Consider the following 11,634-nt stretch of genomic DNA (forward strand, 5'->3'; position numbering starts at 1 on the left):
ACATGTGCGGGATAATCGGCTATACAGGCAAAAGGGATGCAGTCACGGTAATATTGGATGGCTTAAGCAGGCTTGAATACAGAGGCTACGATTCAGCAGGAATAGCCTATTTCAGAGACAGTGAAATCGAGGTAAAAAGGTGCAAGGGAAAGATAAAAGACCTTAAAGGCATTTTTGGCTTAAATCTGCCATCGAGCCAAACAGCCATAGGACATACAAGATGGGCTACTCATGGAAAGCCCTCTGAGGAAAATGCCCATCCACACAGGTCAGATGGAGTGGTTCTTGTCCATAATGGCATAATAGAGAACTTTCTTTCCATTAGAAAACTGCTTGAAAAAGAAGGATTTATATTTACATCGGAGACAGACACAGAGGTCATATGTCATCTCATCAGGAAATATCACACTAAAGGGCTTCCTTTAGAGGATGCCATAAGAGAGGCGGTGAAGGTTTTAAGGGGTGCCTATGCCATTGCAGTAATGAGCAGTAAGGAGCCGGGAAAGGTTGTTGGCGTAAAAAAAGATAGCCCGCTTGTAGTTGGTATAGGGGAGGGCGAGTCCTTTGTTGCCTCTGATGTGCCTGCGTTTTTAAACTACTCGAAGGATGTGGTATTCCTTAACGACAAAGAGATGGTCGTGATGACAGATAAGGAAGTTAGGTTTATGGACATTAATGGCTCTACCTTAGCAAAAGAGGTCAAAAAAATCCTGTGGGATTCCTCGATGGCAGAAAAAGGCGGATATAAGCATTTCATGCTAAAGGAGATATATGAACAGCCAAGGGCTATTGCAGATACGATAATTGGCAGATTCAATGCAGACACAGGACAGATAAATCTCGAGGAGTTTGGCATTGACGAAAGCACGCTGAATGCCATTAACAGGGTTTGCATAGTGGCATGCGGGACCTCATGGCATGCAGGGCTTCTCGGAAAGTACATCATAGAGGCAATCTCGAGGGTTCAGGTCCAAGTGGATATAGCCTCCGAGTTCAGATATAGAAACCCTGTGATAGACGGCAGTGGGGTCCTCTTCGTTACGATTAGCCAGTCAGGGGAGACTGCTGACAGTCTTGCGGCACAGAGAGAGGCTAAAAGATTGGGTGCGAAGGTTATGAGCATTTGTAATGTCATGGGCTCTACATCCTCGAGAGATGCCGATTATGTCTTTTACACCCGCTCTGGTCCAGAGATAGGAGTTGCATCCACAAAGTCTTTTGTTACGCAGATTGTAGGCATTTATCTTTTTGCAATTGCCCTGGGCATGGCAAAAGGCACTGTGTCAGAGGAAGGCTCAAAGGAATTGCTTGCAGAGCTTCTGAGCATCCCCGATAAGGTCGAGACTATACTTTTGAAAGGCACGGAGATAGAAAAAATCGCAAAGGAGTTCTTCAAGAAAAAAGACTTTCTTTACCTTGGAAGAGGAACGCTTTATCCGATAGCCCTCGAAGGCGCACTCAAGCTGAAGGAAATATCCTACATACATGCAGAGGCATACCCTTCGGGAGAGATGAAACATGGCCCGATTGCACTGATAGACGAGGAGCTACCTGTGCTTTTCCTTGCACCAAAAGACAGGCTTTATGAAAAGGTCATTTCTAATATACACGAGGTGAAAACGAGGGGGGGGAATATAGTATCTGTTATTAGCGAAGGCGATACGGAGGTCAGAAACCTTACGGAATACTCTATAGAGGTGCCTGAGTCGAATGAATTCCTTATGGCAGTGCTTTTCACCGTCCCGCTTCAGCTTTTAGCTTATTATATAGGGGTATTGAGGGGATGCGATGTTGACCAGCCGAGAAATCTTGCAAAGTCCGTTACAGTGGAATGAGATGTGGACTTAAACGGTAGAAGTTTGGTATTATTTAAAGGAGACCCATGTCACAAAAAATTCTTGAAGGGCTAACCCCCGCTCAGAAAGATGCAATCCTTTATGGAAATGGTCCTCTGCTTGTGCTTGCAGGGGCAGGAAGCGGTAAAACAAAGGTCATTGCTCACAGGGTTGCACATCTCGTAGGCAAATCCTCGTTAAACGGCATACTGACCGTTACCTTTACGAATAAGTCGGCAGACGAGATGAGGCAGAGAATAGCCTCACTTATAAAAAAGGACATGCAAGATGCATGGATTGGAACATTTCATTCCCAGTGCAGTAAGATTCTGAGAAGGGAAATACAGCTTTTAGGCTTTAGCAGTGATTTCTCTATACTTGATGAAAGCGACCAGTCAAGCCTCATAAGGCATATACTCAAGGAGTTCAAAATCTATGAGGCACTTTATAAGGGCGTCCTTTCGAGGATTAGCTTTTTAAAGACATCCCTTATAGGACCAAAGGAGTTCCTTTCAAAGGGCGATGTATTTGGCTTTGAGGATAAACTCGCAAGGGTTTATGTCAGGTATCAGGATGAGCTTAGAAAATCCAATGCACTGGACTTCGACGACCTCATAGTCTTCACTATTAAGCTCTTTGAAGAATATCCAAAGGTACTTAAAAAGTATCAGGGCTTGTTCCATCATATCCTCGTTGATGAGTTTCAGGACACAAATCACGCCCAATACAGGCTTTTAAAGCTCCTTTCCGGAAGCCATGGTAATATATTCGCAGTTGGTGACGACGACCAGAGCATCTATGGCTTCAGAGGCGCTGAGATTGCAAATATAATGAACTTCAAAAAGGACTTTCCAAAGGCAAAGGTCATAAAGCTCGAGCAGAATTACCGCTCTACACAGCATATACTTAATTCTGCCCATAATATAATAAATAAAAATACGGTGAGACATCCCAAGAGGCTCTTTACAGATAGAAAGCAAGGAGATAAGGTATACCTGTGTAGTTTTGATACAGAACAAGAGGAATCGAGATTTATCGCAAAGACCATAAGGGAACTATACCTGAAAGGCATATATAGCTACAGGGACTTCGCAGTGCTTTACAGGGTGAACCTTCAGTCAAAAACCATTGAGGAGACGATGCGAAACGAAAGGCTTCCTTACTATATAGTTGGTAGTGTTGGCTTTTATCAGAAAAAAGAGATAAAGGACTTAATTGCATATATGAAGCTTGTATTAAACCCCCATAACAATGTGTGCTTAAGGAGGATAATAAATTGCCCTCCGAGGGGAATCGGTCAATCAACGCTCTCAAAGATAGAGCAGGTTGCAAAAAAGAAGACAATTAGCCTTTTTGATGGCATAAAAGAGCTTCTCAGGACAAACAACACTACCTCGGCAATTAAGGAAGGTTTTCAGGCATTTGTGGATCTGATTGAGACAGCATCTCTCAAGAAGTTCAAGGACGTAGGAGATATGCTCGGACATATCCATAACTTAAGTGGATATGAGGATTTCGTTGACGATGAAAGGTCTCAGAATGTCAGAGAGTTGATTGCAGGAGGAGAGGGCATAACAATAAAGGAATTCATCGACAAGGTATCCATGCTTACCAATCTCGACGATGTAAACAAAGACAACGCAGTGTCGCTCATGACCCTTCATACTGCAAAAGGACTTGAGTTTCCAGCAGTCTTTATATCAGGGCTTGAGGAAGGAATAATGCCGTATTTCAAGGCAAAAGACAATAAGGAGTTAGAAGAGGAAAGAAGACTTCTCTATGTGGGCATGACAAGGGCAAAAGATATACTTTATCTTACATGTGCTAAGAAAAGAAGGCTTTATGCAAAGATTCAGGAGCAACAGCCCTCGAGATTCCTTAAGGACATTCCTATTGGTTGCTGTCATAAGATAGAGGCAATGCCATCTACCGTAGCACGGAAAGTCTTTGGAGAAAAAGTCAAGGTATTCAAGTTTTTTACATATGTAGTTGGTAGTAGGGTCAAACACCCTACATGGGGAGTGGGTGTGGTCAGGGATTGCTCAGGCGAAGGCGATGACCAGAAGATTACGGTTAACTTTCCAAATATAGGGGTCAAGAGATTGGCTATGAAGTTTGCAAACCTGCAAAAACTATGATAGATAAAAAACAGGTTAAGCACATTGCAAGGCTCTCAAGGCTTTGGCTTTCAGACAAAGAAATAGAGACCTTTGGCTCACAGCTAAGTGGTATCCTTAAGTATATGGACAAGCTAAAAGAATTAGATACATTGGACATTGTGCCAACCTCGCATGTTATTGCTCTCAGCAATGTCATGCGTGAGGATAAAGAGGCTCCTTCTTTAAAGACAGAGGATGCATTGGAAAATGCTCCAGACAGGAAAGAGTGCCTCTATAGGGTGCCTAAAATAATAGAATAACACTATGCTTAGATGTATCCTCAGGGCTAAGATTCACGGCGCAGTCGTTACAGATGCAAACCTTCAGTACGAGGGCAGTATCACCATAGATACCGATATACTGAAAATAGCCGATATAATGCCTTATGAGCAAGTCTCTGTCAGCAACCTCAATAACGGAGAAAGGTTTGAGACATATGCCATACCTGGCAAAAAAGGTGAGATATGCCTTAATGGTCCTACTGCAAGAAAAGGTGCTAAGGGAGACATAGTAATCATATTCTCTTACTGTTATACTAATGAGACAAAGCTCAAGGGATTTAAGCCAAAGATAATAAGGCTTAATAGTAAAAACAAGGTTATTAGCTGATTTGTAGAGGCATTCCTTAGCTTCATTGGACAATAGCTTTAAGCAATCTCCTTGCATGCTCTACTATATTTTCTACTGTAAAGCCAAACTTTTCAAATAGCACCTTAGCAGGTGCAGATGCACCAAACCTGTCAATCCCGATGACTGCACCCTTGAGTCCAACATATTTATACCAAAGTGAAGTAGAGCCTGCTTCTATTGCAAGCCTCACTTCAATCTGAGGAGGAAGGACCTGAGCCTTATATACCTCATCCTGTTTTTCAAATAGCTCAAGGCTTGCCATATTAACCACTCTGACTTTGATGCCATCGGCTTTAAGGATGTTTGCGGCAGAAAGCGTAAGGGAAACCTCAGAGCCTGATGCAATTAAAATAATATCAGGAGCCTCCTCTGAATCGGAGATAACATAAGCGCCCTTCCGAAGACCCTTTTCAGATGCATAAAGGCTTCTGTCTATGACAGGTAATGCCTGCCTTGAAAGTATTAGGGCAGTAGGCCCTGTTTTATTTTCGAGTGCTATCTTCCATGCCTCTACTGTTTCATTTGCATCAGCAGGCCTGATGACAGTCATATTTGGAATCGTTCTTAAGCTTGAAAGATGCTCGATTGGCTGGTGTGTAGGACCGTCTTCGCCAAGACCAATAGAGTCATGTGTCAGAACATATATCACCTGAAGAGACATAAGGCTCGCAAGTCTTACAGAGGGCTTCATATAATCCAGAAACACAAGGAAAGTTCCTCCATAAGGAATAAGCATCCTACTTAAGCTTATCCCATTTAAGACTGCACCCATTGCATGCTCTCTTACTCCAAAATGCAGGTTTCTGCCTGCTGATTTAGAGGAAAAATCAGGGTATCCTTTTAGATAGGTATTGTTTGAAGGTGCAAGGTCAGCAGAGCCTCCAATCAGCTCAGGGAGATTGCCTGAGATAGCATTTAACACCTTACCCGATGCACTTCTCGTAGCAAGAGGACCATCGGATGGCTTAAATGAAGGAAGAGATTGAGCCCATGCCTCAGGCAATCTGCCTCTAATAAGGTTATCCCATTTCCGTGCCAATTCAGGGTATTTCTTTCTGTAGCTTTTAAAAAGCCCTTTCCATTTTCTTTCATGGCTTTGACCTTTTTGTATGGACTTCCTCATGTGCCTGAGAACCTCTCTGGGGATATAGAAGTCCTTTTGAGGAAAACCAAGGCACTGTTTCATGGTTTTTATCTCATCTACGCCAAGTGGTGCTCCATGAACTTCAGGAGTGTCCTGTTTTGTTGGACAGCCATAGCCGATGTGAGTTCTAACTATAATCAAGGATGGTCTTTTCTTTTCATTTCTTGCTTTCTTAAGAGATGCCCCGATTGCCAAAAGGTCATATCCATCGGTTTTTTCCACATGCCAGCCGTATGCCTGAAACCTTTTCTTGACATCCTCTGTGAATGTAAGGTCAGTTGAGCCCTCTATGGTTATCTTATTGTCAGAGTAAAGGTAGATAATATTACCGAGTCTCAAGTGTCCTGCTAAGGATGCGGCCTCAGAGGAGATACCCTCCATCATATCACCGTCGCTTAATATGCCGTAAATGTAATAATCTACGATTGGAAATCCTGTCCTGTTAAACATTTCAGAGAGATATCTTTGGGCAATAGCCATGCCCACGCCAGTTGCAAAGCCTTGACCCAATGGGCCTGTGGTAGTCTCTATGCCATGTTGGAGACAGTATTCGGGATGCCCTGGTGTGTTACTGTTCCATTGCCTGAAACTCTTTATGTCCTCAAGCGATATAGGATAGCCTGTAAGATGTAGAAGGCTATAAAGGAGCATCGAGCCATGTCCTGCTGAAAGGATAAACCTGTCTCTGTTTTGCCATTTTGGGTTTTTAGGGTTATGCCTTAGGCATTTCATCCAGACAACATAAGCCATGGCAGAATCCCCCATTGGCATGCCCGGATGCCCTGACTTTGCTTTTTCAACTGCATCCACAGAAAGCAGGCTGATTGTGTTTATCGAAAGTTTGTCGATTTCGGTCATTGCACCTCCATTTTGGGATTAAAGATTTCGAATTTTAAAATTATCTCATACAGGCTCTTAGGAATTCAAGGTTAATCTCAGGAGTGCCTTGTCCTCTTTTCATTCAGACCTCCATTTTGTCTTTTCTGTCACCCTGAACTTGATTCAGGGTCTAATGTCTTTGCTTTACTTTAATAGGGGGAGGGGGGGTAGTCTAACCTATTGATTTTAAACGATTCCTGCTTTAGTTTTGCTTTACTACTAAAGCAAATCAGCATCCTTACCTCTCCTCTTTCGTCTTCCTGAGCTTGTCGAAGGGTCTCCTTCCCCTTATAAACTATAGTTAGATAATAAACTATTGAAATCTATTTGTCAAGTAAAAAATGAACTATGGTTTCCTCTGTTGGCACTTTCTATCAAATCTCCCCTTTCCCCTCCGACCCTCCCCCTTGAGGGGGGGAGGGTGCGGGTGGGGGTGAAATAAAAGAGTGATACAAAAATATTTTTAATCACCCTCCCCAAACCCCTCCCCTCAAGGGAGAGGATAAAAAAGGAAGTCTCCTTCGATGCCGATGCTTCGGCAGAAGAATATCGTATTTCCCTCTATTAAGAGGGGTCAGGGGTGTGTAATCCCCTCTCCCCTTGCGGGAGAGGGCGAGGGTGAGGGGGATATAACTTGTCTCATATGTCCTGAACCCATACATCCCCTTGACAGAAAAGAGGAGTCTGCTTAAGATAATGCAACCGGAGTCCTTCCTACTTCAACAACTTACAGGGACATCATCTTTTTGAAGGCATCTCTGATACCCATACAATCTAAGGCTTAAATTTGTTATAATTTGTTGTAAACTAAGAAAGGAGCAGTTATGAGCAAAAAGGAACTCCTTATAAGCGAGCTTGGAAAAGTTCCAGAGCCTTTTCTTGATGAGGTCTTAGATTTTGTCCAATTTTTAAAAACAAAAATAATCAAGGAAAGGCTTGCTCTTGCCATTGCAAGTGAATCATCCCTTAAGAAAGATTGGCTTAGACCTGAGGAAGATAAGGCGTGGCAGGGTTTATAAAAGGTGATGTCGTTGTTGTCCCATTTCCCTTCTCTGACTTAACCCAAGCCAAAAGGCGTCCTGCTTTGGTTATTACTGCATTAGAAGGAGATGACTTGATTCTTTGTCAGATAACCAGTCAATCCGTCAAAGACAATTATGCAATCTCACTTGATGATAAAGATTTTGAGACAGGCAGTTTAAAACAGTCAAGTAATGTGAGACCTAATCGTTTATTCACAGCAGATAATCATATTGTTTTGTATAAAGTCGGCAATCTTACAGCAGAGAAGCTTAAAGAAATTATTAAAAGAGTAATTGAAATCATACAGAATTAACCTGTCCCAAACAGTTCTCAAATTCATATTGTAGTAGGCTCCCCTCTGAAAAATCCTACCCTTTATTAACTCGTTTCAGCATCTAAGAAAATCAGCATGTTATGAGACCCTGAAATAAATTCAGGGAAGTGGAAAAGTTGACAAAGACAAAGTAGTTGAGGTAACCTTTTTATCTAAGCTGTTATGGGCCTGTATGGCGAATCACTGTTTTATAGGGCCTATAGCTCAGATGGTTAGAGCGCGCGCCTGATAAGCGCGAGGTCAGTGGTTCGATCCCACTTAGGCCCATGTATAACCGACGGGGGTGTAGCTCAGTTGGGAGAGCGCCTGCTTTGCAAGCAGGAGGTCATCGGTTCGAGCCCGTTCACCTCCACTGTTGATTTATTATTTTTTAAATGATACTATATAAATAGAAGAAAGTTTCCGGTGGCGATGCCGGTGGGGAAACACCCGTTCCCATCTCGAACACGGAAGTTAAGCCCACCAGGGCCGATGATACTATGACCGCGAGGTTCTGGGAAAGTAGGTCGCCGCCGGATTTAATTTTTTATCCCAATGCTTCGGGACAAACAATCGCGGGGTGGAGCAGTCTGGTAGCTTGTCGGGCTCATAACCCGAAGGTCGGAGGTTCAAATCCTCCCCCCGCCACTCTTTTTATAACAATGGCAATCAGTATCTTTTTGATGCTGAATTATAGAACAATTTGACAAACCACCTGCCTTCCATTTATTGTTAAATCTATGAGGCTTCCTGATTGGATGCTTCCTGATTGGATAAGGACAAGATATAGCTATGAGGGCATTCATGATATGAAGCATCTACTCCGCAGATATGGGCTTTCTACTGTTTGCGAGGAGGCAAGATGCCCGAATAAGTCAGAGTGCTTTAGAAAGCCCACTGCCACATTCATGATATTAGGGAGTCTTTGCACAAGAGGGTGTAGCTTTTGCTCTGTAGATAAAGGACTGCCTTTTCCACCAGAGACCGATGAGCCTTTGAGGGTTTCACTTGCCGCTAAAGAGATGGGACTTAAATATATAGTGCTTACATCCCCTACGAGGGATGACCTTTTCGATGGAGGTGCAGGGCATTTTAGAGATACAGTTTTAGAGGTTAAAAGGCATATCTCCTTTGCAAAGGTTGAGGTATTAACCCCTGATTTCATGGGCTCTATGGATTCCTTAAGGACGGTCATTAGCTCATGCCCCGATGTCTTTAATCATAATGTGGAAACGGTTCCCAGTCTTTACCCTGAGGTGAGGCATCAGGCTAACTATGAAAGGTCACTTAATCTTCTTTATGAGGCAAAAAAACTTAAGCCACATATAAAGACAAAATCCGGACTGATGCTCGGATTTGGAGAGAGTTTCGATGAGGTGCTTGGCGTTTTCCATGACTTGAAAAGTGCAGGTTGTGAGATGATTACCATAGGGCAGTATCTACAGCCCTCTAAGAGAAACCTTCCTGTAAAGGAATATGTATTGCCCAAGACATTTGAAAGACTGAAAGATTTGGCTTTAGATATGGGCTTTAACTCTGTAGCTTCCTCACCATTAGTGAGAAGCTCGATGAACGCAGAAGAGGTATTTAGCAATGTCGCTTTTTGATTTTTGGCGCATTAAGAGACTTCCTCCTTATGTGTTTGCAATAGTAAATAACCTCAAGGCTGAGGCAAGAAAAATGGGCGAGGATATAATTGACTTAGGAATGGGAAACCCTGACCTTCCTCCGCCAGAGCATGTCATAGGGAAGCTCTGCGAGGCCGCAAAAAACCCGAAAAACCATAGGTACTCTGCATCTAAAGGCATAACACAATTAAGGGTTGCACACACCGAGTGGTATAAAAAAAGGTTCGATGTAGACATTGACCCTGAAACAGAATCCGTTGTAACAATAGGCTCAAAAGAAGGGCTTTCGCATCTCATATTAGCGACTGTTCAGCCAGGAGATGTGGTTATGACCCCAACGCCTGCTTACCCGATACACCCGTATAGCGTGATAATAGCAGGCGGAGAGGTAACGAATGTGCCAATTGGTCCAGGCATAGATTTCTTTTTTGAGCTTGAGCAAGCATACAAAAAGACATGGCCAAGGCCAAAGATACTTATAATAAACTTTCCGCATAATCCAACAACAGAGGTTGTCGAAGGGCTTGATTTTTTTAAGAAGGTAGTGGACTTTGCAAAGGAAAACAAGGTAATAGTTATACATGATTTTGCATATGCAGACTTAGTGTTTGACGGTTATAAGGCACCGAGTTTTCTTCAAGTAGAAGGGGCAAAGGACATTGGGGTTGAGTTTTTCTCCCTAACGAAAAGCTATTCCATGGCAGGCTGGAGGGTGGGTTTTTGCGCAGGCAACAAAGAGGTTGTTGGTGCCCTTATAAAGATAAAGAGCTATCTGGACTACGGTATGTTTCAGCCAATACAAATAGCAAGCATAGTAGCTTTGAGAGGTCCTCAGGACTGTGTGGAGGGATATAGAAAGACCTATCAGTCAAGAAGAAACGAGCTTATAAAGGGGCTAAAAAAGGCTGGCTGGGATGTCCCTCCACCAAAGGCAACTATGTTTGTCTGGGCAGAAATACCTGAGCCATTTAAAAAGCTCGGCTCACTTGAATTCTGCAAATTCCTCATTAAAGAGGCAGGTGTTGCAGTCTCCCCTGGGATTGGATTTGGAGAGGGCGGAGATGGCTTCGTGAGATTTGCCCTCGTTGAAAACGAGCATAGAATCAAACAGGCGGTAAAGGGGATAAAAAAGGCATTGAAAAAGGGGATTTGAAAAAGTTTGAAGGCTTTATTTATACCCTCGGCTTTGCCAGAACCTCAAGCACCTTCAGCTCAAGAAATCTCTTAGATGTGGAAGACTTTATAACTAACACACTGTCAGCGCCCCTTGCTGTGCCTGCAACAGCTAAAATTTCCTCTCCTTCAGGTATGAGCCCTGCATCAACTGCCATCATCACGCATTCACAGCAGACCTTTGGGCCTTCGCCAAATCTTCTGAGGCTCTGGGCAACTATGTGGGTTAGATAACTTCCACTGAATTTTCCCGAAAACGCAGTATCTATAGAATGGGTAAGCATCGTGCCTGTAAATACATTTGCACCAAAGCCCTTTATCTTTTCCCTGACATCATCAGGCATCTCCGATATGTTTGGCTCCTTAAAGCCTGCTGAATGAGTGACCACAACAAGGTTGAGCCCGGCATCTTTCAATGACTCGGAAAATAAAAGTCCTGTCTCTCCAGTTGTGGATGCTAAAACAAGGTGCTCATAGCCTGAATCTTTTATAGCCTCTTTTACAACCCTCAGGCATTCAGAGGTGTTTTCCCTTCCGGGCTTTTCGAAATATAAGACCTTTTTTTCTACCATTGTTACGATTTTAGCCCCTATTTCAGCATTCCAAGAAGCGTGGCTGATAATATAAAATTCGGAAACTCATCACCCAATTCTTTTTCATGATTTCTCCTTTTTGGATTCAAAAATTTGGAATTCTATATTACCAGACACCCTACATTCAATCTCGAAGTGCAACAGATGCGACTTCAAGGGGCGTCTTGTAGCCCAGACATTTTCTGGGCCTTGTGTTAATTAATGATGCTACCATTGCCACCTGCTCATTGGTTATTTTACCGAAGTCCGTGCCTTTA

The 11,634-nt window shown here is 43.1% G+C and carries 10 protein-coding genes, 3 tRNA genes and 1 rRNA gene; 12 read left to right on the forward strand and 2 right to left on the reverse strand.

Features of this window, described 5'->3' with window-relative positions:
• The first annotated feature begins 2 nt into the window (after nucleotides 1-2).
• The 4 genes from glmS to HY805_04410 are packed head-to-tail and all read left to right on the forward strand — an operon-like array spanning nucleotide 3 to nucleotide 4,603.
• Nucleotides 3-1,835: a glutamine--fructose-6-phosphate transaminase (isomerizing) gene (glmS, locus tag HY805_04395; GenBank protein ID MBI4823457.1), complete on the forward strand. Its 1,833-nt coding sequence runs from the start codon at nucleotides 3-5 to the stop codon at nucleotides 1,833-1,835.
• A 47-nt stretch (nucleotides 1,836-1,882) separates the two neighbouring features.
• Nucleotides 1,883-3,973, forward strand: coding sequence for a DUF3553 domain-containing protein (locus HY805_04400; GenBank protein ID MBI4823458.1), 2,091 nt, complete (start codon nucleotides 1,883-1,885; stop codon nucleotides 3,971-3,973).
• Nucleotides 3,970-4,254 (forward strand): Asp-tRNA(Asn)/Glu-tRNA(Gln) amidotransferase subunit GatC, encoded by a 285-nt coding sequence (gene gatC / locus HY805_04405; protein ID MBI4823459.1) that lies wholly within the window; start codon nucleotides 3,970-3,972, stop codon nucleotides 4,252-4,254. Before HY805_04400 ends, gatC begins: the two co-directional genes overlap by 4 nt.
• Before the next feature lie 4 nt (nucleotides 4,255-4,258).
• Complete coding sequence (locus HY805_04410) at nucleotides 4,259-4,603, forward strand: aspartate 1-decarboxylase (GenBank protein MBI4823460.1); 345 nt, start codon at nucleotides 4,259-4,261, stop codon at nucleotides 4,601-4,603.
• A gap of 22 nt (nucleotides 4,604-4,625) precedes the next feature.
• Here HY805_04410 and tkt read toward each other — a convergent pair whose 3' ends face one another.
• Nucleotides 4,626-6,626 carry a transketolase gene (gene tkt / locus HY805_04415; protein MBI4823461.1) on the reverse strand — a complete coding sequence of 667 codons (2,001 nt, stop codon included), beginning with the start codon at nucleotides 6,624-6,626 and terminating at the stop codon, nucleotides 4,626-4,628.
• An 845-nt stretch (nucleotides 6,627-7,471) separates the two neighbouring features.
• Between tkt and HY805_04420 the strand changes: the two genes are divergently transcribed.
• The 8 genes from HY805_04420 (at nucleotide 7,472) to HY805_04455 (ending at nucleotide 10,764) form a co-directional block, all read left to right on the forward strand.
• A complete protein-coding gene (locus tag HY805_04420) occupies nucleotides 7,472-7,666 on the forward strand; it encodes a DUF2281 domain-containing protein (protein MBI4823462.1) in 195 nt (64 codons plus the stop codon).
• On the forward strand, nucleotides 7,651-7,983 hold the full coding sequence (locus tag HY805_04425) for a type II toxin-antitoxin system PemK/MazF family toxin (GenBank protein ID MBI4823463.1): 333 nt from the start codon (nucleotides 7,651-7,653) through the stop codon (nucleotides 7,981-7,983). The genes HY805_04420 and HY805_04425 overlap by 16 nt, the downstream gene beginning before the upstream one ends.
• Before the next feature lie 214 nt (nucleotides 7,984-8,197).
• Nucleotides 8,198-8,271: transfer RNA gene (locus HY805_04430), tRNA-Ile, on the forward strand.
• A gap of 12 nt (nucleotides 8,272-8,283) precedes the next feature.
• A tRNA-Ala gene (locus HY805_04435) sits at nucleotides 8,284-8,356 on the forward strand.
• Between the two features lie 49 nt (nucleotides 8,357-8,405).
• A 5S ribosomal RNA gene (rrf, locus tag HY805_04440) occupies nucleotides 8,406-8,522 on the forward strand.
• Nucleotides 8,523-8,557: 35 nt separating this feature from the next.
• Nucleotides 8,558-8,631 (forward strand) — tRNA-Met (locus HY805_04445).
• Nucleotides 8,632-8,741: 110 nt separating this feature from the next.
• A complete protein-coding gene (gene lipA / locus HY805_04450; GenBank protein MBI4823464.1) occupies nucleotides 8,742-9,590 on the forward strand; it encodes a lipoyl synthase in 849 nt (282 codons plus the stop codon).
• Nucleotides 9,577-10,764 (forward strand): aminotransferase class I/II-fold pyridoxal phosphate-dependent enzyme, encoded by a 1,188-nt coding sequence (locus tag HY805_04455; GenBank protein MBI4823465.1) that lies wholly within the window; start codon nucleotides 9,577-9,579, stop codon nucleotides 10,762-10,764. The genes lipA and HY805_04455 overlap by 14 nt, the downstream gene beginning before the upstream one ends.
• 19 nt (nucleotides 10,765-10,783) lie before the next feature.
• On the opposite strand, the gene HY805_04460 is transcribed toward HY805_04455, so the two are convergent.
• The gene (locus HY805_04460) at nucleotides 10,784-11,356 is read right to left on the reverse strand and encodes a hypothetical protein (protein ID MBI4823466.1); all 573 of its coding nucleotides are present in this window, start codon (nucleotides 11,354-11,356) and stop codon (nucleotides 10,784-10,786) included.
• Nucleotides 11,357-11,634: the final 278 nt, after the last annotated feature.

It is taken from the genome of Nitrospirota bacterium, from assembly GCA_016207905.1.
Classification (GTDB): Bacteria; Nitrospirota; Thermodesulfovibrionia; order Thermodesulfovibrionales; family JdFR-86; genus JACQZC01.

Bases quoted from the DNA above. Each gene is read 5' to 3' on its own strand.
- glmS (MBI4823457.1), top strand. From the start codon at position 3: ATGTGCGGGATAATCGGCTATACAGGCAAAAGGGATGCAGTCACGGTA.
- HY805_04400 (MBI4823458.1), top strand. From the start codon at position 1,883: ATGTCACAAAAAATTCTTGAAGGGCTAACCCCCGCTCAGAAAGATGCA.
- gatC (MBI4823459.1), top strand. From the start codon at position 3,970: ATGATAGATAAAAAACAGGTTAAGCACATTGCAAGGCTCTCAAGGCTT.
- HY805_04410 (MBI4823460.1), top strand. From the start codon at position 4,259: ATGCTTAGATGTATCCTCAGGGCTAAGATTCACGGCGCAGTCGTTACA.
- tkt (MBI4823461.1), bottom strand. From the start codon at position 6,626: ATGACCGAAATCGACAAACTTTCGATAAACACAATCAGCCTGCTTTCT.
- HY805_04420 (MBI4823462.1), top strand. From the start codon at position 7,472: ATGAGCAAAAAGGAACTCCTTATAAGCGAGCTTGGAAAAGTTCCAGAG.
- lipA (MBI4823464.1), top strand. From the start codon at position 8,742: ATGCTTCCTGATTGGATAAGGACAAGATATAGCTATGAGGGCATTCAT.
- HY805_04455 (MBI4823465.1), top strand. From the start codon at position 9,577: ATGTCGCTTTTTGATTTTTGGCGCATTAAGAGACTTCCTCCTTATGTG.
- HY805_04460 (MBI4823466.1), bottom strand. From the start codon at position 11,356: ATGGTAGAAAAAAAGGTCTTATATTTCGAAAAGCCCGGAAGGGAAAAC.